Source organism: Loktanella sp. 3ANDIMAR09 (genome assembly GCF_001420005.1).
Lineage (GTDB): Bacteria > Pseudomonadota > Alphaproteobacteria > Rhodobacterales > Rhodobacteraceae > Loktanella.
In genome coordinates, this window is the sequence record NZ_LJAK01000007.1 from 20328 (window position 1) to 43845 (window position 23518).

22 protein-coding genes are annotated in these 23518 nt (G+C 63.7%); 11 read left to right on the forward strand and 11 right to left on the reverse strand.

Translation table 11 applies throughout. The annotated features are described in order from the left end of the window. Window positions 1–163: 163 nt before the first annotated feature. From dnaG to AN189_RS11575, 4 genes are all read right to left on the reverse strand, one after another. The gene (gene dnaG, locus AN189_RS11560; RefSeq protein WP_056035883.1) at window positions 164–2128 is read right to left on the reverse strand and encodes a DNA primase; all 1965 of its coding nucleotides are present in this window, start codon (window positions 2126–2128) and stop codon (window positions 164–166) included. A 136-nt stretch (window positions 2129–2264) separates the two neighbouring features. After that, window positions 2265–3575 (reverse strand): MATE family efflux transporter, encoded by a 1311-nt coding sequence (locus tag AN189_RS11565; protein ID WP_056035886.1) that lies wholly within the window; start codon window positions 3573–3575, stop codon window positions 2265–2267. Next, window positions 3568–4056 (reverse strand): PaaI family thioesterase, encoded by a 489-nt coding sequence (locus tag AN189_RS11570; RefSeq protein WP_056035891.1) that lies wholly within the window; start codon window positions 4054–4056, stop codon window positions 3568–3570. Before AN189_RS11570 ends, AN189_RS11565 begins: the two co-directional genes overlap by 8 nt. Continuing rightward, window positions 4053–4520 (reverse strand): PaaI family thioesterase, encoded by a 468-nt coding sequence (locus AN189_RS11575; protein WP_056035894.1) that lies wholly within the window; start codon window positions 4518–4520, stop codon window positions 4053–4055. Before AN189_RS11575 ends, AN189_RS11570 begins: the two co-directional genes overlap by 4 nt. A gap of 97 nt (window positions 4521–4617) precedes the next feature. On the opposite strand from AN189_RS11575, the gene AN189_RS11580 reads away from it, so the two are divergent. The 9 genes from AN189_RS11580 (at window position 4618) to AN189_RS11620 (ending at window position 13589) form a co-directional block, all read left to right on the forward strand. After that, entirely contained in the window at window positions 4618–5760 is a 1143-nt protein-coding gene (locus AN189_RS11580; RefSeq protein ID WP_056035897.1) for a putative manganese transporter, read from the forward strand. Between the two features lie 54 nt (window positions 5761–5814). Continuing rightward, window positions 5815–6183 (forward strand): MerR family DNA-binding transcriptional regulator, encoded by a 369-nt coding sequence (locus AN189_RS11585; RefSeq protein WP_056035900.1) that lies wholly within the window; start codon window positions 5815–5817, stop codon window positions 6181–6183. Window positions 6184–6311: 128 nt separating this feature from the next. Next, window positions 6312–6713, forward strand: coding sequence for a MerR family DNA-binding transcriptional regulator (locus tag AN189_RS11590; protein WP_056036286.1), 402 nt, complete (start codon window positions 6312–6314; stop codon window positions 6711–6713). Window positions 6714–6744: 31 nt separating this feature from the next. Then, window positions 6745–8520 carry an acyl-CoA dehydrogenase C-terminal domain-containing protein gene (locus AN189_RS11595; protein WP_056035903.1) on the forward strand — a complete coding sequence of 592 codons (1776 nt, stop codon included), beginning with the start codon at window positions 6745–6747 and terminating at the stop codon, window positions 8518–8520. 54 nt (window positions 8521–8574) lie between these two features. Beyond that, window positions 8575–8787: a hypothetical protein gene (locus AN189_RS11600; protein WP_056035906.1), complete on the forward strand. Its 213-nt coding sequence runs from the start codon at window positions 8575–8577 to the stop codon at window positions 8785–8787. Window positions 8788–9044: 257 nt separating this feature from the next. After that, window positions 9045–9677: a glutathione S-transferase family protein gene (locus AN189_RS11605; RefSeq protein ID WP_056035909.1), complete on the forward strand. Its 633-nt coding sequence runs from the start codon at window positions 9045–9047 to the stop codon at window positions 9675–9677. Between the two features lie 11 nt (window positions 9678–9688). Beyond that, window positions 9689–10900, forward strand: coding sequence for an acetyl-CoA C-acetyltransferase (locus AN189_RS11610; protein WP_056035912.1), 1212 nt, complete (start codon window positions 9689–9691; stop codon window positions 10898–10900). 18 nt (window positions 10901–10918) lie between these two features. After that, window positions 10919–11353: a hypothetical protein gene (locus AN189_RS11615; RefSeq protein ID WP_056035915.1), complete on the forward strand. Its 435-nt coding sequence runs from the start codon at window positions 10919–10921 to the stop codon at window positions 11351–11353. A gap of 37 nt (window positions 11354–11390) precedes the next feature. Continuing rightward, window positions 11391–13589: a 3-hydroxyacyl-CoA dehydrogenase NAD-binding domain-containing protein gene (locus tag AN189_RS11620; RefSeq protein ID WP_056035919.1), complete on the forward strand. Its 2199-nt coding sequence runs from the start codon at window positions 11391–11393 to the stop codon at window positions 13587–13589. Between the two features lie 109 nt (window positions 13590–13698). On the opposite strand, the gene AN189_RS11625 is transcribed toward AN189_RS11620, so the two are convergent. Then, window positions 13699–14337 carry a Hint domain-containing protein gene (locus AN189_RS11625; protein WP_172794901.1) on the reverse strand — a complete coding sequence of 213 codons (639 nt, stop codon included), beginning with the start codon at window positions 14335–14337 and terminating at the stop codon, window positions 13699–13701. Between the two features lie 181 nt (window positions 14338–14518). After that, window positions 14519–15166 carry a sulfotransferase family 2 domain-containing protein gene (locus AN189_RS11630; RefSeq protein WP_056035926.1) on the reverse strand — a complete coding sequence of 216 codons (648 nt, stop codon included), beginning with the start codon at window positions 15164–15166 and terminating at the stop codon, window positions 14519–14521. A gap of 108 nt (window positions 15167–15274) precedes the next feature. Between AN189_RS11630 and AN189_RS11635 the strand changes: the two genes are divergently transcribed. Further along, complete coding sequence (locus AN189_RS11635) at window positions 15275–16900, forward strand: AMP-binding protein (protein ID WP_056035929.1); 1626 nt, start codon at window positions 15275–15277, stop codon at window positions 16898–16900. Between the two features lie 27 nt (window positions 16901–16927). Next, a complete protein-coding gene (locus tag AN189_RS11640) occupies window positions 16928–17941 on the forward strand; it encodes a hypothetical protein (RefSeq protein ID WP_056035933.1) in 1014 nt (337 codons plus the stop codon). Between the two features lie 6 nt (window positions 17942–17947). On the opposite strand, the gene AN189_RS11645 is transcribed toward AN189_RS11640, so the two are convergent. The 5 genes from AN189_RS11645 to AN189_RS11665 all read right to left on the reverse strand — a co-directional run bounded on the left by AN189_RS11645 (window position 17948) and on the right by AN189_RS11665 (window position 23518). Beyond that, on the reverse strand, window positions 17948–19270 hold the full coding sequence (locus AN189_RS11645) for an SPOR domain-containing protein (protein ID WP_172794902.1): 1323 nt from the start codon (window positions 19268–19270) through the stop codon (window positions 17948–17950). Window positions 19271–19387: 117 nt separating this feature from the next. Continuing rightward, window positions 19388–20041 carry a uracil phosphoribosyltransferase gene (upp, locus tag AN189_RS11650; protein WP_056035941.1) on the reverse strand — a complete coding sequence of 218 codons (654 nt, stop codon included), beginning with the start codon at window positions 20039–20041 and terminating at the stop codon, window positions 19388–19390. Further along, complete coding sequence (locus AN189_RS11655) at window positions 20038–21027, reverse strand: adenosine deaminase (protein WP_056035945.1); 990 nt, start codon at window positions 21025–21027, stop codon at window positions 20038–20040. The genes upp and AN189_RS11655 overlap by 4 nt, the downstream gene beginning before the upstream one ends. After that, window positions 21024–22220 carry a phosphopentomutase gene (locus AN189_RS11660; RefSeq protein ID WP_056035949.1) on the reverse strand — a complete coding sequence of 399 codons (1197 nt, stop codon included), beginning with the start codon at window positions 22218–22220 and terminating at the stop codon, window positions 21024–21026. The genes AN189_RS11655 and AN189_RS11660 overlap by 4 nt, the downstream gene beginning before the upstream one ends. Then, on the reverse strand, window positions 22217–23518 hold the full coding sequence (locus tag AN189_RS11665) for a thymidine phosphorylase (RefSeq protein ID WP_056035952.1): 1302 nt from the start codon (window positions 23516–23518) through the stop codon (window positions 22217–22219). The genes AN189_RS11660 and AN189_RS11665 overlap by 4 nt, the downstream gene beginning before the upstream one ends.

The window sequence follows — 23518 nt, forward strand, 5'->3', positions numbered from 1 at the left end:
CGGTCTCCCTCGTTCCAGCAACGATCAGTCCCAGTGATTCGGGTGATTCGGCTTCTCACGAATCAACGCGTCATTCGCGCGATTCGCAACCTGTTGCCGGTCAATTTCGGCTGATGTTGCAACTATCCCTGCGGCCAATGGCGAGTCTGACCGCGTGTCAGCGCTATTTAGGGTCCTCTGACGGCTTTGCAATCGTCAACGCCTCCCAAAGCGCCCGCGCCGCAGAAAGTTCGTCACTATCCAGCTCGGCGCCGTTCTCTGCGACGATCATTTCGCCACTGGACCCCGCCGCGATGATCGCGGCCCGGTCGCGCGCAGTCGTGGCCTGCCGCAGACGCCATGTCAGACCTTCGTCACCGGCGTCGATATCCTCCTGGGCTTCGCGGACCTCTTGCGGCAGGGCACGGGCGGTCGACAGCTTGGCAAAGGCCTCGGACAGGCAGGCGCTGGCGAACTCCAGATCACCGGGTTTGCGCAGCCCCGATGACAGCTGCACGATGCGCTGACCGGTCAGCGCATCAACCGCTGCTGCCAGCCCGGCATCATGCAATGCGGCGCGCAGATCGGTGCCGGGTGCCATGCGCAGAATGATCCCGCGCAGGGCCGCATGATCGTCATCGGTGCATTCCATCGCCTCGATCTGCGCCATGAAAGGGTCGATGGCGGCCGGCGTGGCGATCAGCGTAGCCAGGATCACCGCCTCGCGCAGATGATCGTCGCGCGTGGCCCCCGTCGCCAGCGCAGACGTGCGGTTGGTGGCCACCGGTGATTGATCCCGGTGCCAGGCGTCCTGCCCGCGCGGATTGAATGCGGCGCGGCGCGCCGTGGCGCGGGACTGCGGCTTGCGTGTCCGGAACAGCTGCCATTTCAGTTCCTTGAGCGCCTGATCGTAGTGATTGCGCAGATCGGGGTCCTGGATCAGGGCCGTTTTCTGGCGCAGCGCCTTGTCCAATGCGGCCCTGCGTTCGGGGCTGTCGAAGACGCGGCCCTCGGTTTCGCGCTGCCACAACAGTTGAACCATGGGGATGGCGGCATCCAGAATGCCCTGCATCGCGTCCTTGCCCTGTTGTTTCAGCACGTCGTCGGGGTCCAGCCCCTTGGGCATCACGGCAAAGCGCAGGGATTTGCCCGCCAACAGCAATGGCAATGCGATGTCGATTGTGCGCATGGCCGCGCGCAGACCGGCGGTGTCGCCATCGAGGGCGATGATCGGTTCGTCCGCCACCCGCCACAGCATCGCAAGGTGATGTTCGGTGACAGCGGTGCCAAGAGGGGCGACAGCGGCCTCGAACCCGGCCTCGGACAGGGCGATCACGTCCATGTAGCCTTCGGCCACGATCAGCGGCTGGCCCTTGCCCGCAGCGGTGCGTGCGTTCTGGATGTTGTAGAGCGTGCGGGATTTGTCGAACAGCAGCGTTTCGGGCGAGTTGTAGTATTTCGCCTTGGCATCTGCCGCCATCGCGCGACCACCCAGACCGATGGGCCGCCCCCGCGCGTTGCGGATCGGAAAGATGATGCGGTCGCGAAACCGGTCGTAGGGCGCACCGCCGTAATCGGATTTCGCAGCAAGGCCCGCATCAATCACCATCTGCTGTGACACGCCCTTGGCTGTCAGGGCGGCAAGCACGCTGCCCTTGTCCGGGGCGAAACCGATGTCCCAGCGCGCGCAGGCGTCGGCGTCCAGCCCGCGCCGGGTCAGGTAATCGCGGGCCTCTGCCGCGGCGGCCGTTTTCAGGTTCAGACGGAAATGCTGGACCGCCAGTTCCATGACGTCGGCCAGTTCGGTGCGGGCATCGGCCTTTTCCTGCGCACGCGGGTCGCGTTCGGGCATGGTCATGCCCGCCTCGCCCGCGAGGATCTGAACCGCCTCCATGAAACCCACGTTTTCGGTTTCGCAGACGAATTTGAAGACATCGCCCCCAGCATGACAACCAAAGCAATGATAAAAACCCTTGCGATCATCGACGTGAAAGCTGGCGGATTTTTCCTGATGGAAGGGGCAAGGTGCCCACATGTCGCCCTTGCCTGCATTGGATTTGCGGCTGTCCCACATGACCTTGCGGCCGACAACGTCGGAGATCGAGAGGCGGGTGCGCAATTCGTCGAGGAAACCGGGCGGGAGTGACATGACGCCAATATCGGGGTTGCAACGCGCGGAGTCGAGTGGCTGGAGCCCGGTTGTTGTGGATAACGTGGCGGGGGGCGCTGCCCCCGGCTGCGCCTCCCCCGGAGTATTTCTGGCAAGATGATGCGAAACGCCCGCGTCAGGCGCGCGCGGCGCGTTCGAGTGCGGGGTAGCGCAGGCCCAGCGTCAAGCCGCGAACGATGAAGCTGAGCAGCAAGGCCAGCCACAGGCCGTGGTTGCCGAAGGCCGCCATCAACGGCATGACGGCGGCGAAATAGACGGCAGCCGAGACGATCATCATGTTGCGCATATCCGTGGTGCGGGTCGCGCCGATGAAGATACCGTCAAGCATCCAGGCCGCGACCCCCAGCAGCGGGGCCGCGATCATGTAGGGCAGGTAATCGCGCGCCACGTCCCGGACCAGCGGGGCCGTCGTCATCAGGTCGATGACAGCCCCGCCCAGCATGAGAAAGCCCAGTGCAAGACCGGCACAGATGCCAGCGCCCCAGGCGCTGGTCAGCAGCGCCGCCCGGCGCAGGGCCTGTGGCGCGCGGCGGCCCAGGGCCTGCCCCACCAGCGCCTCGGCCGCGAGGGCAAAGCCGTCAAGCGCATAGGCCGTCACCTGGAGGAATTGCAGAAGGATCTGGTTGGCGGCCAGCTGGACGTCGCCGAAATCCGCCCCCCAGAACAGAAAGCTGACAAAAATCGCCTGCAACAGCACCGACCGGATCATGATGTCGGAATTCACGATCGCCATGCGGGTCAGCCTGACAGGGTCGAAAATCCGCGCGGTGTCGCGCCATGCGGGCACTGCAAAGGCCGCACGGCACAGCCACAGCCCGAACATCATGCCCGACCATTCCGCGATGAACGTGGCCCAGGCCACCCCCGGCACGCCCCAGTCAAACCCAAGCACGAACAACAGATCGAGGCCGATGTTGACACCATTGGTCAGCACCTGGACCGCCAGCACCGCCATCGTGCGTTCCTGGGCGATGAGCCAGCCGGTGATCCCGTAGAGCGCAATCGCGGCGGGTGCGGACCAGACCCGCACGGACATGTATTGCCGGGCCAGGGTTTCGACCTCGGCGCTGGCGGGGGAGACGACAAAGGCCCCGGCAAACAACGGCCATTGCAACAGGATGATCGCGGCCCCGGCCCCAAGGCCGATCAGAAGCACCCGGCTGAGCAGGGCTGCCACCTCGGCCGTGTCGCCCGCGCCGATGGCCTGGGCCGCAAGGCCCGAAGTCCCCATGCGCAAGAAGCCGAAGATCCAGTAGATGGCGGTGAGGATGATGGCGCCGATCGCCACGGCACCGATGGGTGCCGCCTGCCCCATCTGCCCCACAACGCCCGTATCGACGATGCCCAGGATCGGCACCGTTGCATTGGACACGACGACCGGCAGCGCGATGTGCAGCACGCGCCGATGGGTCAGCGTGTCAATCACGCTGCGGCATCAGGAAATGCCCGGTCGCCTGCGCAAAGGGGCGCGCGCTGTTGTCCTGCCAGCCCTCGGCGTGGACAGAAGCATAGCGCCGCCCCGACCGGGTGATCCGCGCACGGGCATAGGCGTCGCGCGGCAGACCCGAGCGCAGGTAATCCACGGTGAAATCAATGGTCTTGGGCAGGCGGCGCGGCGCATCCTCGACGCCCTCGCCCGCCTCGAGCGCATCCCACTGCGTAAACCAGCTGAGCGAGATGATCGACGTCACCTCGAGGAACGCCGCCGTCACACCACCGTGGATCGCGGGCAGCGCGGGGTTGCCGATCAGCATGTCGGCATAGGGCAATACGCCCGTCAGCTCGTCCCCGCGCCGGTCGAAACGGATGCCCAGGAACTTGATGTAGGGGACGCCGTCGATCAGCGCCTCGAGCGCGGCATCGCGACGTTGCTTGACGACCTGGACGGGTTCGGGGCGACGGCTCATGCGGGGTCCTTTGGGCGTTCGACGGTGAATGCGCCCGTGGCGCAGGCGACGGGCCGGTCAGGGTCGGCGTCATAGGCCGTGGCGCGCACGAATGCGACCGAGCGTGTCATGTGATAGCAGGTCGCCACCGCACGGATGGCCTGCCCCGGTGTGGCCGCGCGCATGTAGTCGATCCGCAGGTCGATCGTGGCGGTGCCCAGCGCGCTGTCGGGATGCGCGATCACGGCGGCACCGCAGCAGGTATCCATCAAGGCAGAGACCGCACCACCGTGGATCACCCCTGTGTCCGGATCACCCAAAAGGCGCGGATCAAAAGGCATGGTGATTTCGGCCATGCCGGGGCCGACGTCCGTGACCTGCATCGCCAGTTCGCGGGCATGCGGGATCATCCCGATGAACTGCCGCGCGATTTTCGCACGGCGTTCAGCCTGTGCATCAGTCTCGGTCGGGGGCGTCTGCGCCATGAATCTGCCTGCGTGATTGGACCTGCAATTTGGCACTTGTCGCTGCCAACGCAACCCCTATATCTTTTATTGAGAATAATTCGCAACTGGGTGATCCATGAGTGTTTCCGACATTGACCGGCCCATCGCCGTCGTTCCCCCGCGTATCGGGCCATTTCGACCACGACGCCTGATCGTCGCTCTCATCTTTCTTGCGCTGGCAGCAGCACCGGGTGATCTGGGCGCATTGACGCGCGAACTGATGACCGACGCCTTTGTGCAGGTGTCGGCCTTTGTGGCGGCGACGCTGATCATTTTCTACGGTGCCGAAAAGCTGTTCAATTTCAACATTGGCGCAGCGCTGAAGAACGCGAAGGGCTGGCAGGTGCCAATGGCGGCGCTCCTGGGGGCCACGCCGGGTTGCGGTGGTGCGGTCGTGGTCGTCGCGGCCTATTCGTCCGGCAATGTCGGGTTTGGCGCGGTCGTCGCCACACTGACGGCCACGATGGGCGACGCCGCGTTTCTGCTGATCGCGACGCGGCCCGATGCGGCCATGGTCGTGCTGCCGCTGTCATTCGCGGTCGGTATCATTTCGGGCTGGGTGGTCGACCGCCTGCCCGCGATTTCCATGACGCCGCGCAGGACCGACCCTGCCGACATGGTGCCCCGGATCGGTGCCACGCGTGCGCGCGACTGGTTGTTCGCGGCATTCGCCTTGCCCGGGTTGGTCATCGGCGTCAGTCAGTTGGCCGGTGTCGATGTGGCCGCCGTCTTTGGACCTGTGATGCCCATCGTGGGTGTCGGCGGCAGCATCCTGGGTCTGCTGATCTGGTCGACCTCGTCGTTGAAGGCGATGACCAACATCAATGACACGCCCGTGTCGCGCATGGCCGAGGAGACGGCGTTCATTTCGGTCTGGGTCATCGGTGCCTACCTTGCCTACGATTATCTGGTGGCCTACGGCGGCTTTGATCTGGCAGCCTGGTTTCAGGCTGTAGCCCCCCTGCTGCCGCTGCTGGGTGTCATTGTGGGCCTTGTGCCGGGCTGTGGACCGCAGGTGCTGGTGACGACACTCTATATCAACGGGCTGGTTCCGTTTGCAGCCCTCCTGGGAAATGCGATCAGCAATGACGGCGATGCGTTGTTTCCCGCGATTGCCATTGACCCGCGCGCCGCAGTCTGGGCCACGGTCTATTCCACGGTGCCTGCGCTGATCCTGGCCTACGCGTTCTACTGGCTGGCACCGGGGTTCATGAACTAGGGCCGTTTGCCACCGCCCGCAGGCGTGTTAGATATGCGTCCAAGGAGAGATCGCATGTCTGACAAACGCCTGACGTTCAAGGAAATGTGCGCTGCGTTCGATGTGACGCCGCGCACATTGCGGTATTACGAATATATCGAACTGCTCAATCCCGACCGCGAGGGGCGGTCCCGGTTTTACGGGCCGCGCGAACAGGCACGCATGACGCTGATCATGCGTGGCCGGCGGTTCGGATTCGCGCTGGAGGACATCCGCCAGTGGCTGTTGATCTACGAGCACGAAGGGACCGCGGCGCAGATGCAGGCCTGGGTCACACTGGCCGACCGGCAGCTGCAGGAACTGGAAGTCCAGCGCAAACAGCTGGACGATACGGTCGCCGAATTGCGCCGCCTGCGGGATGAAACACGCGCCACGCTGGGCTGATCCGGCCTGACCTTTCGTCACCCCCGATTTTGACGTCACGTTACGTTTACGTTTACGTCAACCGTCATTGTAAGCTTGGTCCAGAACGATGATCTGACGTGCAGACGACAGACCGAAGGACCATGAAGATGACCACCGAAACACTCAGCATCCGCGAGATGTGCGACGCGTTCGACGTGACCCCACGCACATTGCGTTTCTACGAATCCAAGGAATTGCTGTTCCCGCAGCGGATCGGACAGAAACGTCTGTTCACCCGGTCCGATCAGGCCCGGCTGAAGCTGATCCTGCGCGGCAAGCGGTTCGGATTCAGCCTCGAGGAAGTCCGCCAGCTGCTGGACCTGTATCACATGGGCGACGGCCAGCTGACACAGCTCAGCCGCACGCTGGACCTTGCACAGCAGCACCTGGCGGACATGCAGCGCCAGCGCGCCGAACTGGACGAGGCGATTTCGGAACTGCGCGTTCAGATGGATTGGGCCACCGACAAGCTGGCCGAGATTTCAAAAAACAAGTCCGACGCGGCCTGAACCGCGCGACACCAGACGGAGGAGAGACCCGATGACAACCTACACCACCCCGCACAAGGACCTGCAATTCGTCCTGCACAACCTGCTCAAGGTGTCCGAGCAGGACATCCCCGGCTTTGCCGACCTCGACCGTGATTTCACCGGGGCCGTCCTCGAAGAGGTGGGCAAGCTGTCCTCTGACGTGCTGCACCCGCTGAACGCCGTGGGCGACACCGAAGGCTGCACCCTGGAAAACGGTATCGTGCGCACGCCCAAGGGCTTCAAGGAAGCCTTTGATCAGGTGCGCGAGGGTGGCTGGACAGCACTGGATGCCGAGGAACAATACGGCGGTCAGGGCCTGCCCTATGTCATGCATTCGGCCGTGAACGAACCGATGGTCAGCGCCAACATGGCGTTCAACATGTACCAGGGCCTGACCCATGGTGCCTATTCCGCCATCCGCGTCCACGGGTCCGAGCAGCAAAAAGACACCTATCTGCCAAAGCTCGCATCCTGCGAATGGACCGGCACGATGAACCTGACCGAACCGCACTGCGGCACCGATCTGGGTCTGATGCGGACCAAGGCCGTCCCGCAAGAGGACGGCAGTTACAAGGTGACGGGCCAGAAGATCTTCATCTCGGCCGGCGATCACGACATGTCGGACAACATCATTCACCTGGTGCTGGCCAAGATCCCCGGTGGCCCCGAGGGCATCAAGGGCGTCAGCCTGTTCATCGTGCCCAAGTTCATCGTCAAGGACGACGGCTCGCTGGGGGAACGCAACGGCGTGTCGGTCGGCAAGATCGAAGAGAAGATGGGCATCCACGGGAATTCCACCTGCGTGATGAACTACGACGAGGCGACGGGTTATCTGATCGGCGAGGAACACAAAGGCATGCGCGCCATGTTCGTCATGATGAACGAGGCGCGTTTGGGCGTGGGTCTGCAAGGCTACGCACAGGCCGAAGTCGCGTATCAGAACGCCGTGGCCTACGCCAACGACCGCCTGCAGGGACGCGACGTGACCGGTGCGAAAAACCCCGACGGTCCCGCTGATCCGCTGATCGTGCACCCCGATATCCGTCGCAACCTGATGGACCAGAAAAGCTTTACCGAAGGTGCACGCGCCTTCACCATGTGGGGGGCCTATCTGATCGACCGCGCGCACAAGATGGATGACGCGCAGGCGGATGGCCTGATCTCGCTGATGACGCCGGTGCTCAAGGGGTTCCTGACCGACAAGGGGTTCGAATACGCGACCGCCGCACAGCAGGTCTACGGCGGCCACGGCTATATCGAGGAATGGGGCATGTCCCAATTCGCCCGCGATGCCCGGATCGCCATGATCTACGAAGGGGCCAACGGCGTGCAGGCGCTGGACCTCGTGGGTCGCAAGCTGGCTATCGACGGCGGCAAACACCTGATGGGCTTTTTCGAGATGATCAAGTCGTTCATCAAGGAAAACGAGGGCAACGCGGCACTGAAGGCGGATTTCCTCGACCCGCTGAAGGCAGCAAGCAAGGACATGCAGGCGGCCGCGATGTATTTCATGGGCGCGATGAAAAACCCCAACAACGCTTTGGCGGGGTCCTATGACTTCATGCACCTGATGGGTCACGTCTGCCTGGGCTACATGTGGGCGCAGATGGGCAAGGCCGCGATGGAGGCCCTGGAGGCAGGCGAAAGCGATACCGCCTTCTACCAGACCAAGATCGCGACCGGGCGCTACTACATGGCACGCCAGCTGCCCGCCACGGCGATGCACCTGGCCCGGATCAACACCGGGGCGGACACCGTCATGGCGCTGGAGGCCGCAAACTTCTGATCGGGGTGGCGGCGGGACACGTCCCGCCCTACGCTGACCACAAAGGAGATCCCGATGCCCAAACGCCTGCGCCTGACCCGTCGTTTCCCCGTGGCCATGACCGAAGACGGCTATCGCCGCCTGAAACGGTTCGCCAAGGAGGCAGGTCTGGACGAAGGCGAGGCGCTGTCATTCCTGTTCGAGAACTTTGACAGCATCCTTGACGACGACACCTTTGGGCATCGGTTGCGCCTGTTCAATGCGGAACTGGAAGCCCGCAAAAGGTGACGGCAGCGCAGGTGGCGGTTGGAGGCGCCTCCGGCGGGAGTATTTGGGGCAAGATGATACACATATCACCCTGCCCCGACGATGTGACCCATTGGGGACGCATCACCTTGCACGGTCATCGGCTCTCCAGCCTGTTCCGCGTCACCAGATGACACGGGCAAGGTTAAGTAATGATTGACGGCCTTTGGCATCATCTTGCCAAAAATACTCAAACACGACGCCGGCAAGGCGCGTGACACAAAACGGGAGGGCGACACATGACGATCAAGCTGCATTGCTTTGGCGAAAGCGGAAACGCCTACAAGGCGGCGCTGACGCTGACACTGGCCGAGGTGGAATGGGAGCCTGTCTTTGTCGATTTCTTCAAGGGCGGCAGTCGGACACCTGAATTTCGCGCGTTGAATGTCATGGGCGAAGTGCCCGTGATGGTCGACGGCGACATGGTGCTGACGCAATCGGCCGTGATTCAGGATTACATCACCTCGAAAACCAGCAAGCTGGGCGCGAAATCTGCCGATCAGCGGCGCGAAATCCTGCGCTGGATGTTTTTCGATAACCACAAGGTCAGCGGCATTGCCGGGCCGTTGCGGTTCAACATGAACTTTTTGCCAGCCGACAAGCGGAGCCGGGATGTCAACGACTACCTGCTGATGCGCCTGAACTCTGCACTCAAGGTGATGGACACCCATCTGAATGGCCGCGACTGGCTGGCGAGCGATGTCCTGACGATCGCTGACATCGCCTGTGCCGGATACCTCTATTACGAAGAGCCCTTTGGCTTTGACCGTACCGCATTTCCGAACGTGGATGCCTGGCTGGACCGGCTGGCGGCCACGGACGGATGGAAACACCCCTATGATCTGATGCCGCGCGCACTGCCTGCGGCCTGAAGGAGAAGACGATGACCGACGCTTATATCTATGACACCGTGCGCACGCCGCGGGGCAAGGGCCGCAAGGATGGCAGCCTGCACGAGGTGACCTCTGTCCGGCTGTCCGCCGGCGTTCTGAACGCGCTGAAGGACCGCAACGGGCTGGAAGGCCACGCCGTCGAGGACGTGATCTGGGGCAATGTCACGCAGGTGGGCGAACAGGGCGGCTGTCTGGCGCGGACCGCCGTGCTGGCCTCTGACCTCGACCAATCGATCCCGGGTCTTGCCATCAACCGGTTCTGTGCGTCCGGCATGGAGGCGGTGAACCTTGCCGCCAACCAGGTGCGTGGCGGTGCTGGTCAGGCCTATATCGCGGGCGGCGTGGAAATGATGGGCCGCGTGGCCATGGGCAGCGACGGGGCCGCGATCGCGGTTGACCCTTCGGTGGCGATGAATACCTACTTTGTGCCGCAGGGCATTTCGGCGGATATCATCGCGACGGAATACGGGTTCAGCCGTGACGATGCCGATGCGCTGGCGGTCGAATCCCAGCGCCGGGCCAAGGCGGCCTGGGACGATGGCCGGTTCGACAAATCCGTCGTCGCCGTGCGTGACATCAACGGTGTGCCGATCCTGGAACACGACGAATACATGCGTCCGGGCACCGACATGCAGTCGCTGGGCGCGCTGAAGGCGTCGTTCAAGGACATGGGTGAAACCATGCCCGGTTTCGACAAGGTGGCGCTGATGAAATACCCGCATCTGGAGCGCATCAACCATATCCACCACGCCGGCAATTCGTCCGGCATCGTGGACGGTGCCGCGGGCGTGTTGATCGGGTCCAAGGCATGGGGCGACGCGATGGGGCTGAAGCCGCGCGCGCGCATCCGGGCAACCGCCAAGATCGGCACCGATCCGACCATCATGCTGACAGGCCCCGTGCCCGTCACCGAAAAGATCCTGGCCGACAGCGGCATGGCCATCGGCGACCTTGACCTGTTCGAGGTCAATGAGGCCTTTGCCTCTGTGGTTCTGCGGTTCATGCAACGCTTTGATGTGGACGCGGACAAGGTCAACGTGAACGGCGGGTCCATCGCGATGGGTCACCCGCTGGGTGCGACCGGTGCCATCATCATCGGCACCCTGCTGGACGAGCTGGAACGCACCGGCAAGGGCACCGGTCTTGCGACGCTTTGCATTGCGTCGGGCATGGGGGCCGCCACGATCATCGAACGCGTCTAGCACAGCGGGATTGCGATCATGGACACGCGATTGTTTCAAGATTGGCTGGACCACGTATCCGATTGCGTGATTGCAGACGATTTCGAAAACTGGGCAGGCCATTTCGGCCTGCCGCTGTCCGTGGAATCCGACATCGGGCCTTCTGTGATCGCGACCAATGACGCCTTGCATGAAAAATTCATGCGCTGGCGCCAGATGTTCAAGGCCCATGCGGTCAATGACATGATCCGGACGGTCCGCGATGTCACGCGGGCGGCGGATGATTGCATCGTCGGGCATTACGACACGGATATCCTGCACAACGGCAAGCGGGTGAAACCTCGCTTTTCGTCCCAAATCACATTGAAATTGCAGGGCAACACCTGGCGCTGCGTCGCGGTTCGTACCGGGATGCAGGCCTCGGACAGGCACCTGTTTCACACACCCTCTGCGCAGGATCACGCGGTACGATAGCCCGCCAGACTGCCACCGACCTGAAGGATACGAGCACATGACAGATTTCACCCTCGCCACCGACGACCAGGGCGTCGCCGTCATTACATGGGACACCGTCGGCAAATCGATGAACGTGATGAACCAGCAGGGGTTTGCGGACCTTGATGCGCTGGTGGCACAGGCCCTGACCGATGACGCGGTCAAGGGGATCGTGATCACATCCGGCAAGGAAGGCTCCTTTGCCGGGGGCATGGACCTGAACATCATCGCCGCGATGCGCGACAGCAGCGACGACCCCGCCAAGGCGATCTTTGACGGCGTGATGGACATGCACGGCGTGCTGCGCCGGATCGAACGCGCTGGCATGGACCCCAAGACCAACAAGGGTGGCAAGCCGATCGCAGCCGCCCTGCCCGGCACCGCACTGGGCATCGGTCTGGAAATTCCGCTGGCCTGTCACCGCATCTTTGCCGCCGATAACCCCAAGGCGAAAATCGGCCTGCCGGAAATCATGGTCGGAATTTTCCCCGGTGCAGGCGGCACCACACGTCTGTCGCGCAAGCTGGGTGCCATGGGCGCGTCCCCGCTGCTGTTGCAGGGCAAGCTGAACGATCCCACCGCCGCGATGAAGGCGGGTGTGATCGACGAGGTGGTTCCGGCAGAGGACCTGCTGGCCAAGGCCAAGGCATGGGTCCTGTCAGAGCCGAACATCGTCAAACCCTGGGACGACAAGGGCTGGAAAATGCCCGGCGGCGCACCCTATCACCCCGCTGGCTTCATGACCTTTGTCGGTGCATCCGCGATGGTGAACGGCAATACCCAAGGCGTCTATCCTGCGGCCAAGGCGCTGTTGTCCGCCGTCTACGAGGGCGCGCTGGTGCCATTCGATACAGCGCTGAAGATCGAGGCGCGCTGGTTCACCCATGTCCTGCTGAACCCATCGTCGTCCGCGATGATCCGGTCGCTGTTCATCAACAAGGAAAAGCTGGAAAAGGGTGCCAACCGTCCTGATGTGGCGGATCAGCGCGTCCAAAAGGTCGGCGTGATCGGTGCAGGCATGATGGGTGCGGGCATCGCACTGGTTTCGGCCAAGGCAGGCATCGAGGTCGTGCTGATCGACAACAGCCAAGAGGCTGCCGACAAGGGCAAGGCCTACTCGGCCGCCTACATGGACAAGGGCATCGCCCGCAAGAAGTCCACGCCCGAGAAGAAAGAGGCGCTGCTGGGCCTGATCAACGCGACGACCGATTATGCGGCACTCGCAGGCTGCGATCTGATCGTCGAGGCGGTGTTCGAGGATATGGGCGTCAAGGCCGAGGTCACCAAGAAGGTGCAGGCCGTCGTCGGAGCTGACTGCGTGTTCGCGACCAACACATCCACGCTGCCCATCACGGAACTGGCGCAGGCTGCCGAAAATGCCGAAACCTTCATCGGCATCCATTTCTTTAGCCCCGTGGACAAGATGAACCTGGTGGAGATCATCAAGGGTCAGAAAACCGGCGACGTGGCCGTGGCCAAGGCGCTGGATTTCGTGCGCCAGATCCGCAAGACGCCCATCGTCGTGAACGACGCGCGGTTCTTTTACGCCAACCGCTGCATCATTCCCTACATCAACGAAGGCATCCGCATGGTAAAAGAGGGCGTCAGCCCTGCCCTGATCGAAAATGCGGCCAAGCTGGTCGGCATGCCGCTGGGCCCGCTGCAACTGGTGGACGAGACCAGCATTGATCTGGGTGTGAAAATCGCCAAGGCCACCAAGGCCGCAATGGGCGATGCCTACCCTGACGGCGAAGTTGACGAGGTGCTGTTCTGGATGGCCGACGCGGGCCGCATGGGGCGCAAGTCAAACGCAGGTTTCTATACCTACGACGACAAGGGCAAGCGCGAGGGCCTGTGGGCCGAACTGGGCGATAAATACCCGGTGGCGGCAGACCAACCCGACCTGATCACCGTGCAGCATCGCCTGCTGTTCGCACAGGTGCTGGAGGCCGTGCGCGCACTGGAGGACGGCGTTCTCACCGACATCCGCGAAGGTGACGTCGGCGCGATCCTGGGCTGGGGCTTTGCGCCGTGGTCGGGCGGTCCGTTCAGCTGGCTGGACATCCTGGGCGCACCTTTTGCGGCCGAAACCTGCGACATGCTGACCGAAACCTACGGCGACCGGTTCAAGACACCGGATCTGCTGCGCGAATTGGCCGACCGTAACGGGACGTTCTACGCCCGCTTTGGCGAGGGAGTCGATACGGCCGCCTGAGCGGTCCCCGGGGGGCTTTGCCCCCCGCCCTGTGTCAGATGATGCTATCGACAGCGCGCGCCACCGTGACCGGGGCGCGCGCTGTTTGCGTCTGGCGATGATGGCAGGGTCAGGCGGCCAGACGAAAGGCTTGGGTCGCCTGTCCGTCGGTGACGTGGCCCGCATCCTCTTGTTTCAGGAAATGCACCAGCAGTTCGGCGTCGTCCATGGACAGCGCCTCATAGGCAGGCACCGTCGGTTCCGCCAACAGATCGGTCTGCACGGGGCAGTAAAACAGGGCACCGACGTTGGCATAGACGATCTCGTCCTGGCTGAAATGCAAGGTCACGACCTCGATTTCAGCGGCGGGTGGTTTGCGATAGACGCCCCGCAAACCGTCCAGCGCCGCCGCCGGGATCAGCGCAAAGGGATCGCCGAACACCTGTTCTGCGGTATCGCTTTCGATCAGAACGGCCTGTTCAGGCAGCAACATCAGTTCATCGCGGTTGCCCAATGCACCGACAGGCACGACCAAAGGCCAGGTTAGCGGATCTGCGGCTGCACCCTTGGTCTTGACCGTTCTGCGGCTGACCGCCGTGACAACCTGAAGCCCGCCGTCAAACGTCAGGCATTGGTCGCCTGCGACGACCGCCTCGACCGGACGCCACCCCATGTGGGTTGCAACCATCGTCCCCGCAACGAGGCCAACGCCAAAGTCGAAAAGAAACGGTTCGGTACGTAATACACGTGTCTGTGCAAAATCGAACATGACTTCCATTCCCCTGATGTGCGCCCTGTTCTGACTGTGGGCAGGGCTGCGTTATCACAGGTTAAGGGGGCGCGATTCGCGGGGCTGAGATGCGTCTGAATAAAGGCAAGTTCTGGGCGCTGTTCAGAGATCTGGTGGTAATGCTACCCAGCTTGGCAGACTGTCAGTCAATCCGCGACAATCAGGCGGCGTCGTCGAACCGGTAACGTGATCTTGTGATGTCGGCGGCGCACAAATCCGCGATCAGGTCAGCGTCAGCAGGGGTGTAGCTTGTGCGCCAATCGACAGGGTGTGTCGCTGTATTCAGGCGCGGTAATGGCAGCGCAAACCCCAGATGCGCCGCAACCGGGGCCATGTCGCGGTCATAGTGTTCAAGCCTGACAAAATGGGCCGCCAGCAGCTGTCCCTGCGGATTGGTCACATAGGACGCATAGGGGTTGGCACGCAGGCTGGCGACCGTGTGCGGATGATGCAGGAACGCGCTGAAATCAAGTGTGGCGGCCAGCCTGACGGCCGGATGGTCAAATGATTGACGCCGCAGCCAATGGTAATAGCTGACCATACGCGCCCATGGGTTGCGCACCAGAACCATGATGCACATGCCCTCTGGCGCAATCAGGGGGCCGACATCCGCGATGCGGCTGTGTTTCCACAAACGGCCCGGCACATCCAGTTCCGCAAGCCGGTGCCTGCGATTGCGCGCCTTGGGCGTGTCACCGATCAGGATGTCGTCCTTTGCCGCACGCGCGTCATAGGCATGGGCAAAGGACGTTCCGCCGGTTTTGGGAATGTGAACAAAGACGAATTTTCGTGCGCGCGAGATGATCATGCGGTCACCCTATCGCCGGATGGTCTGATCGCAGCTCTCATATGCTTCCGCCATTGTCTTGCGCATCTGGTCTCTCATACTCTGACACGGGGACAGGAGGGAGCCATCATGGAGAACGTGACAAAGGCGGACGGCATGGGCAAGGGGCCGGCCAACCACGTGGCCCTGACGCCGCTGAGCCATCTGGCGCGTGCGCGGGACGTTTTTGCCGACAGGGTCGCGCTGATCTATGGCGAAATACGGCTGACCTATGCGGAATATGGCGCAAGGATTGATCGGCTCGCACATGCGCTGACACTGGCGGGGGTCGGGCGTGGTGATGTCGTGGCAACCATCCTGCCGAACGTTCCCGCACAATCAGAAGCCGCCTTTGCCGTTCCGGCCTGTGGTGCCGTCCTGAACACGATCAACACACGGCTGGATCCCGATACGATCGCCTATATTCTGGACCACGGTGGGGCGCGCGTCGCGATCATCGACAGCCAGCTTGTGCCATTGATCCGGCAGGCGGTCGCCATGATGACGACGCCTGCCCCAAGGATCATCGAGGTGCCGGACCCGACCGCCGGTGTTCCCGCCAGCGGCATGTTTGAGACCTACGACGATTTCATGGCCGGGGGTCAGATCGGGTTTGACTGGGTCTGGCCCGCGGATGAATGGGACGATCTGGCGCTGAACTATACCTCCGGCACGACGGGCCGGCCCAAGGGCGTGGTGTATCACCACCGCGGTGCCTATCTGATGACGATGGGCACGCCGATCAGCTGGCGCATGACGCTGTTCCCGGTCGTGTTGCAGATCGTGCCGCTGTTTCACTGCAACGGCTGGTGCCACACTTGGATGACACCGCTGCTGGGAGGCACCGTGGTCTGCTGCCGCGACATCACGGCGGCGGCCATCTATGATGCCATCGCGGACCATGGTGTGACGCATTTCGGCGGTGCGCCCATCGTTCTGAACCTCATCGTGACCGCCAAGGATGCGGACCGGCGCCCGTTTGGCCACAGCGTCGAGGTGTTTACGGCAGGGGCGCCCCCTGCGGCGGCCACGCTGGCCGCGATCGAGAAACTGGGGTTTAACGTCACGCAGGTCTACGGGCTGACCGAAACCTACGGCCACGTCACCGAATGCATCTGGTCTGATGCCTGGAACGACCTGCCCGAGGATGCGCGGGCCACGATCAAGGCCCGGCAGGGCGTCGGATTTGCGATCATGGACGGTGTCGCCGTAGTCGGCCCCGACATGAAGCCGGTGCCGCGTGACGGTCAGACCCAGGGCGAAATCGTCATGCGCGGCAATGCGGTGATGAAGGGTTATCTGAAAAATCCCGAGGCGACGGCGGCGGCTTTTGACGGCGGGTGGTTCCATTCCGGCGATCTGGCCGTGCAGCATCCCGACGGCTACATCCAGATCGTTGACCGGGCCAAGGACATCATCATTTCCGGCGGGGAAAACATCTCTTCGGTCGAGGTCGAGAGCGCGTTGATGCACCATCCTGCCGTCAGCCTGTGCGCCGTCGTGGCAAAACCCGACGACACATGGGGCGAGGTGCCGGCCGCCTTTGTCGAATTGCGCGACGGGACCGAGGCCACGGCCCAGGAGATCATCACCTTTGCCCGCGGCCGTCTGGCGGGCTTCAAATGCCCCAAGCAGGTGATCTTTGGCGAACTGCCGAAAACATCCACCGGCAAGATCCAGAAATTCGCGTTGCGGCAACAGGCGGCAGCACTCTAGACAGGATCAAATCATCCGGCGGACCACATGACGGCATTGGAACAATACGAACGACTGGAGAGTCTGGGTCTCTGGCGGGCAACGCGCAGCGAGCAGCGTCGCGAGGTCCTGGTATCGTTCGGCAAGGCGACCTTGATCGTCAGCGACATGGCTGACCGGCCATTGACGCATTGGTCATTGCCTGCGGTGGAACGGGTCAACCCCGACGCCATGCCCGCTGTATTCCGTCCTGGCCCCGATGCCGGTGAAAGCCTTGAAATCGAGGACGAAACCATGGTCGACGCCATCGAGGCGGTGCGTGGTTCCATCGCGCGGGCAGAGGCCAGGCCGGGGCGTCTGCGCTACTGGATCAGCGCCACGATCCTCGCGGCTGTCATCGGCGCTGGTGCAATCTGGGGGCCGGGGTTGCTCCGCGATCAGGCCCTGCTGGCGACACCGGACGCGCGCCGCGCCGAACTGGGGGCGCGCATCCTCGGCCACATGCAGGCGCAGACCGGCGCAATCTGCCGCAGTCGCGGCGGCCTTGTGGCGCTGGACCGGATGCGGGCCCGTCTGCTGGGAACGGATGCACCCGGCCAGACGGTCGTGCTTCCTGCTCCACTGCCCGGGCCGGTGCTGCTGCCCGGACAGATCACGGTCATCAACCGTGCGGTTCTGGTACGCTATGACGACCCTGCCGTCGTCGCAGGTGAAATCCTGGCGGCCAAGGCGAACACAACCGACCCGCTGCGCGCCGTGCTGAATTTTGCAGGGCTACGGGCGACCGTGCATCTGATGACGACGGGCGATTTGCCGCCTGGCACCCTCGCCGACTATGCGGCATCCCTGATCGACGCACCGCAGGCCGTGGCATCTGAACAGGCGCTGTTGCAGGCCTTTGGCCGCGTCGGCGTGCCCAGCGCACCCTATGCCGATCTGCGCACCGCGCGCGGTCAGGACGCGGCATTGCTGTTGACGCAATCGCCTGACGCAGGCACCCCGCCCAGCCCGATCCTGACGGATTCCGAATGGATCCAGCTACAGGGGATCTGCGATGCCTAGGCGGTGTCAGCCTCGGGTATAGGCGTCGCCAAAGCCCATGCCGCGCACGATGCCCAAGGCGCGCTGAAGGTCGGACGCATTGGCAAACGGACCTGCGGCAACAACCTTGAGGTTGCCCGACCGGCCAGAGGCCACGGGCAGACCGGCGGCCTGAAGCCTGCCGATCAGCCGCGTCGCATTGTCCGGGTCGCCAAAGCTGCCGACCTGCACATAGCGATGCCCCGTCGCGGCAGCCGCCGGAGCAGGAGCGGTCACAGGCGCAACCGAACGGCTGGATACACGGGCCTGCGGTGCAGCCTGAACCGCCACACGGGCCTGCGGCAGGCCACGCTGGGGATTGATGCGCCCGTCGTCCCAGACCTTGGCATAGCCACGGGGCGGCGATGCTGGCGTGACCGCACCCACCGGGTTGGACCGGGGCACGACAGGTTCGCTGAGAATGGTGCCAAAACCGCCTTCGGTGCGGGTGGAAATCGTGGCCGTGGACGGGTTCATGACGCTGCGCGTGACCGTGCCGCCGGACGGCGATTCCGCCTGTGGTCCGCAGCGTACCGGGAAACGCCCGTCGCTGTTCATGTTTGCAATGCCGCAGGCCGTGCTGGCCGTGCGGACGGGTGCGGGCTGTGCTGTGGCGACCCGCACGGGTGCAGACGTCTGGGGGCAGACAATCGGTGATCCGCCTGCATTGACCAGACGTTCGCCGTTCGCGATCCGCGCACAGGCCTGCGCCAACGTGATGCGCTGGGGTGCAGGCATGGCCCGTGGTTGCGGTGCGGCAGCGGCCACCTGCGGGGCTGGCCCGCAATCGATCGGCTGGCGCGTCGTCGCGCTGACAAAGCCGGGCTGCACACCAAACCGACCGTCACAGGCCTGCGCGAGCGAGATACGACGCGGTTCCGGTGCAGGGGCAGTCACGACGCGCGGTGTCGCAACCACCTGCCGCACGACCGGGGCCACAACAGGTGCCATGCGCGGTGTCGGGGCTGCGGCAGTGCGCGCCGCAGGTGCGGCTGCACGCGGGGCCGGTGTTGTCGGGGTGACGGGCTCTGCCGTGATGTTGATGATCGGCAGATCCTGCATGGCAGGCTGCGGCGGCGTCGGGCTGGTTTCCGACCGCGCAAGGCTGGGCTGGAAATTGCAAAGCTGCTCGCGGCGACGGTCAACGCGCGGCACCCATGTGACGCGACCATCCATGCCAGCCCTGACAAAGGCACAGCCCCGGCTGTCGACATATTGCGAAGCAGTATAGCTCGCGGGTGGGAATTCTGCGGGAACTGCCGTGGTTTGCGCGTTGACCTGACCGGCAAGGCCCGTCGTCAGCGCAGCCATCAATACGATGCCTTTTGTCATGCGTGTCACGAGAACAATCCCAACTTACCACCCGAATTGTCGCGAGAATCGCAAACAAACCGAATCAAGTAAAGGATTTATTCCCGTGACGGCCCCTTATTTTGTGCCGAACATGCGGTCGCCCGCATCCCCTAGCCCTGGAACAATATATCCATGGTCGTTCAATTTCTCGTCCACAGCGGCGGTGACGATGGGGACATCCGGGTGGGCATCCTTCATGCGGGCGATACCCTCTGGTGCGGCCAGCAGACACAGGAACCGGATGTTGGTGGCCCCCGCCTGTTTCAGCAGATCAATCGCGGCGACAGATGAATTGCCGGTCGCCAGCATCGGGTCGACCGCAATGACCATGCGGTCCTCCAGCGATTGCGGCACCTTGAAGTAATACTGAACGGGTTTCAGTGTTTCCTCGTCGCGGTAAAGGCCCACGAAACCCACTCGCGCCGAGGGGATCAGCTCAAGGATACCGTCCAGCAGACCGTTGCCGGCGCGCAGGATCGACACCAGCGCCAGCTTTTTGCCATCCAGCACGGGGGCGTCCATCGGCTGGATCGGCGTATCGATCCGTTCGGTGGTCAGCGGCAGGTTGCGCGTCACCTCGTAGGCCAGCAACTGACTGATTTCGCGCAACAACTGGCGGAACACGGCCGTCGAGGTCGCGGTCTGCCGCATCAGCGTCAGCTTGTGCTGCACCAAGGGGTGAATGACGTGGGTCAGGTGGCCGTCGGCGGTGCTGTGGTCCGTGATCATGTGGCAGGCTCCAGTCGCTTGAGGATCGCTGTGCGGGTGGCATCGTCGCAGAAGGCGGCCTCTGCGCCGGTGACGTTCAGCGCGTGGAAATCGGCCTCTTCCCAGCCAAAGGTCTTGTTCAGACCCTCGTATTCGGCGGTCATGGTGGTGTGGAAAAACGGCGGATCGTCGGTCGATACGGTGATCGGCGCACCTGCGTCGCGCAGCTTGACGATCGGGTGGGCGTCCCAGCCGCTGACCGCCTTGAGCACGACATTGGATCCCGGACAGACCTCGAGCGTGATGTTTTCGTCTGCGATACGTTGCAGCAGCGCTGCGTCCTCGACCGCACGGATGCCGTGGCCCAGACGTTCAACGCCCAGCGCGTCCAGCGTTTCGGTGATGCGACCGGGATCGCCCCATTCACCGGCGTGGGCGGTCAGTTGCAGCTGCGCCTCGCGCGCCATGTCGAAACTGTATTTGAAATCGGCCGGTCGTCCTTCGAGTTCGGCCCCCGCAAGACCAAATCCGGTCAGGAATCCACCGGCGGTTTCAGCCGCACAGCGGGCGGTCTGGCGGCAGCTGTCCTGCCCGTGGTGGCGCACGGCGGTGGCGATGCCGCGCAGCACGATCCCCTCGTCGCGTTCGGCATCCGTCGCGGCCTGCGCGATGGCCGCAAGGTAGTCGCGCCACGCCGCAACATCGCCGCCGCCGCAGAAATCGGGCGACAGGAATGTTTCGGTGTAAATCACGCCGTGGGCCGCGGATTGGGTCAAGACCGCGCGTGTCAGGCGGTAGAATTCCTCGGGGCCGGTCAGGACGGTGCAGGCCTCGTCGTAGATCGACAGGAAATGCGCGAAATCGCGGAACAGATAGCTGCCGTCATCGGCAAAAATGCCCGACAGGTCGACCTTTTTCTCGGCGGCCAGCTGACGGATGAATTCAGGCGGAGCCATACCTTCGAGGTGGGTATGGAGTTCGACCTTTGGGAGGGTGCTGTATGTCATAGGAAGGATTTGCCTTTGCCGCTGTGTGTGACGCCCAGATGATCCGCGACCGTGGCGGCAACATCGACGAAATTGATCAGGCCCAATGCGCGGGGCCCCATGCCGTGCACCAGCACCGGCACCCGTTCGCGGGTGTGGTCGGTGCCCATCCAGCTGGGGTCGTTGCCGTGGTCGGCCGTGACGATCAGCAGATCACCCTCGCGCAACCGTGGCAACAGATCGCCAAGGGCGGCGTCGAACCATTCAAGGTGCCCGGCATACCCCGGAATATCGCGGCGGTGGCCGTATTCGCTGTCGAATTCGACAAAATTGGCAAAGACGAATGCGCCGTCGGCGGCGGTATCGACCAGATCGCCCAGATGGCCCATCAGGTCGCGGTCCGCACCCTTGCGGACCTCGTCGATGCCGCGCATGGAAAAAATGTCACCGATCTTGCCTATCGCATGCACGGGCCTGCCCGCGGCCTGCACATCGTCGCAGATCGTGGGGCTGGGCGGGGCAATGGCGAAATCGCGACGCCGGGGCGTGCGTTTGAAGCCATCCTCCACCGACCCGACAAAGGGCCGCGCGATCACGCGGCCAATACGCATGGCGTGCAGCGTCGGGGCAAGATCCGCGCAAAGCTTCAACAGACGGTCAAGGCCGAAATGTTCCTCGTGAGCTGCGATCTGCAACACGGAATCCGCGCTGGTATAGACGATGGGCCAGCCCGTCTGGATATGGCGTGCGGCCTCCTCCTCGATCACCTGCGTTCCCGAGGCGTGCCGGTTGCCAAGGATGCCGCCGGTGCCTGCGGCCTGACAGATCTTGACCGTCAGATCATCAGGAAAGGCAGGTTGGGTGTCGGGGAAATAATGCCAGTCCCATGGCACGGGCACGCCTGACAGTTCCCAGTGGCCGGACGGTGTATCCTTGCCCCGGCTCACCTCGGTCGCGGCCCCCCATGCGCCCGTGGGTTCCGCGTCCAGCCCGGGTGCCGTTGCACCGCTGGCCAGCGTGACAGCACACCCCAAGCCCAGGGCGTCCATGACAGGCAGACGCAACGGACCACGCGACAGGGCAGCACATCCATCGGCGATATGGGCTACGGTGTTCGCCCCCGTATCCGGCACAGATCCATTGAAAAACTGATCCGCGTCGGGGGCACCGCCGATCCCGACTGAATCGATCACCACCAGAAAAGCACGTTTCATTTCAATATCCTGTCCAATACCAGCGGTCCTGCCTGCGGTGCGTCGCCCAGCGTTATGGCGGCGCGTACAGCGGCGACGGCAGCCTCTGCGCTGTTGTCATCGGCGGCCTGCACGATGGCCAGCGGGTCGCCCTTGGCCACGCGTTGCCCCAGCGATGCAACCGAAGTCAAGCCGACAGCCGGATTGATCCGGTCGGTTTCCACCGCGCGGCCCCCGCCAAGGCCCACCACCGCGAGGCCCAGCGCCTCTCCGTTGATTGCGGTGACATGACCATCGGCCGTCGCCGCAACGACCCGTTGCACCGGCGCATCCGGCAGATGCGTGCGCCAATCGTCGCCCATGTCCGGCGGACCGCCCAGCGCGTGCACCATGCGGGCAAAGCGGTCCATGGCCTGACCGTTCGTCAGTGTTGCGGCCAGACGGTCGCCTGCACCATCCCCCTGCCCTGCAAGGGTCAGCAGTGTCTCGCCCAGCGACAGGCACAATTCAGTCAGGCGCGGGGCGGCGACCCTGTCGCCCTCCAGCACGGCCATGCAGATGGCCAGTTCGGTCGCATTGCCCAGCGCAGGGGCCAGCGGTTGGTCCATATCCGTCAGCAGTGCAGCGGTCGGACAGCCTGCCCCTGTCGCGGTGTCGACAAGGGCCGTGGCCAGTGCCGCAGCATCTGCACGCGATTTCATGAACGCGCCCGACCCCACCTTGACGTCCAGCACCATGGCATCAAGCCCCGCCGCCAGCTTTTTCGACAGGATCGAGGCCGTGATGAGGTCAACCGAGGCAACCGTCGCCGTCACATCGCGAATGGCATAAAGCCTGCGGTCCGCCGGGGCGATCCCGCCACCTGCCCCCACGATAGCGCAGCCGACATCACCGACGATCTGGCGCAGGCGCGCCTCGTCCACATCGGTGGTAACGCCGGGGATCGCCTCGAGCTTGTCCAGCGTCCCGCCGGTGTGGCCCAATCCCCGACCCGATATCATGGGCACATAGACACCGCAGGCCGCCAGCATGGGCGCAAGGATCAGCGACACGCAATCACCGACGCCGCCCGTGGAATGTTTGTCCACGACCGCACCGGGCAGGTCCCAGTCCAGCGTGCGCCCGCTGTCGCGCATGCCGCGGGTCAGCGCGACGCGGCCCGCATCCGACAGGCCCCGCAGACAGACGGCCATGGCGAATGCCCCGGCCTGCGCGTCGCTGACCCGTCCATCCGCAAGCCCGGCTGCGAATTGCATCAGATCATCCGCCGTCGGGGTGGCACCGTCGCGGATACCGGCAATCAGGGCACGCACATCCAT

Excerpts from the sequence above, each read along its gene's own strand:
- AN189_RS11645 (WP_172794902.1), bottom strand. The coding sequence starts at position 19,270 with ATGGCTGCGCTGACGACGGGCCTTGCCGGTCAGGTCAACGCGCAAACC.
- upp (WP_056035941.1), bottom strand. The coding sequence starts at position 20,041 with ATGATCACGGACCACAGCACCGCCGACGGCCACCTGACCCACGTCATT.
- AN189_RS11640 (WP_056035933.1), top strand. The coding sequence starts at position 16,928 with ATGACGGCATTGGAACAATACGAACGACTGGAGAGTCTGGGTCTCTGG.
- AN189_RS11635 (WP_056035929.1), top strand. The coding sequence starts at position 15,275 with ATGGAGAACGTGACAAAGGCGGACGGCATGGGCAAGGGGCCGGCCAAC.
- AN189_RS11585 (WP_056035900.1), top strand. The coding sequence starts at position 5,815 with ATGTCTGACAAACGCCTGACGTTCAAGGAAATGTGCGCTGCGTTCGAT.
- AN189_RS11655 (WP_056035945.1), bottom strand. The coding sequence starts at position 21,027 with ATGACATACAGCACCCTCCCAAAGGTCGAACTCCATACCCACCTCGAA.
- dnaG (WP_056035883.1), bottom strand. The coding sequence starts at position 2,128 with ATGTCACTCCCGCCCGGTTTCCTCGACGAATTGCGCACCCGCCTCTCG.
- AN189_RS11615 (WP_056035915.1), top strand. The coding sequence starts at position 10,919 with ATGGACACGCGATTGTTTCAAGATTGGCTGGACCACGTATCCGATTGC.
- AN189_RS11575 (WP_056035894.1), bottom strand. The coding sequence starts at position 4,520 with ATGGCGCAGACGCCCCCGACCGAGACTGATGCACAGGCTGAACGCCGT.
- AN189_RS11595 (WP_056035903.1), top strand. The coding sequence starts at position 6,745 with ATGACAACCTACACCACCCCGCACAAGGACCTGCAATTCGTCCTGCAC.
- AN189_RS11580 (WP_056035897.1), top strand. The coding sequence starts at position 4,618 with ATGAGTGTTTCCGACATTGACCGGCCCATCGCCGTCGTTCCCCCGCGT.
- AN189_RS11625 (WP_172794901.1), bottom strand. The coding sequence starts at position 14,337 with ATGTTCGATTTTGCACAGACACGTGTATTACGTACCGAACCGTTTCTT.
- AN189_RS11660 (WP_056035949.1), bottom strand. The coding sequence starts at position 22,220 with ATGAAACGTGCTTTTCTGGTGGTGATCGATTCAGTCGGGATCGGCGGT.
- AN189_RS11570 (WP_056035891.1), bottom strand. The coding sequence starts at position 4,056 with ATGAGCCGTCGCCCCGAACCCGTCCAGGTCGTCAAGCAACGTCGCGAT.
- AN189_RS11630 (WP_056035926.1), bottom strand. The coding sequence starts at position 15,166 with ATGATCATCTCGCGCGCACGAAAATTCGTCTTTGTTCACATTCCCAAA.
- AN189_RS11610 (WP_056035912.1), top strand. The coding sequence starts at position 9,689 with ATGACCGACGCTTATATCTATGACACCGTGCGCACGCCGCGGGGCAAG.
- AN189_RS11590 (WP_056036286.1), top strand. The coding sequence starts at position 6,312 with ATGACCACCGAAACACTCAGCATCCGCGAGATGTGCGACGCGTTCGAC.
- AN189_RS11600 (WP_056035906.1), top strand. The coding sequence starts at position 8,575 with ATGCCCAAACGCCTGCGCCTGACCCGTCGTTTCCCCGTGGCCATGACC.
- AN189_RS11620 (WP_056035919.1), top strand. The coding sequence starts at position 11,391 with ATGACAGATTTCACCCTCGCCACCGACGACCAGGGCGTCGCCGTCATT.
- AN189_RS11605 (WP_056035909.1), top strand. The coding sequence starts at position 9,045 with ATGACGATCAAGCTGCATTGCTTTGGCGAAAGCGGAAACGCCTACAAG.
- AN189_RS11665 (WP_056035952.1), bottom strand. The coding sequence starts at position 23,518 with ATGGATGTGCGTGCCCTGATTGCCGGTATCCGCGACGGTGCCACCCCG.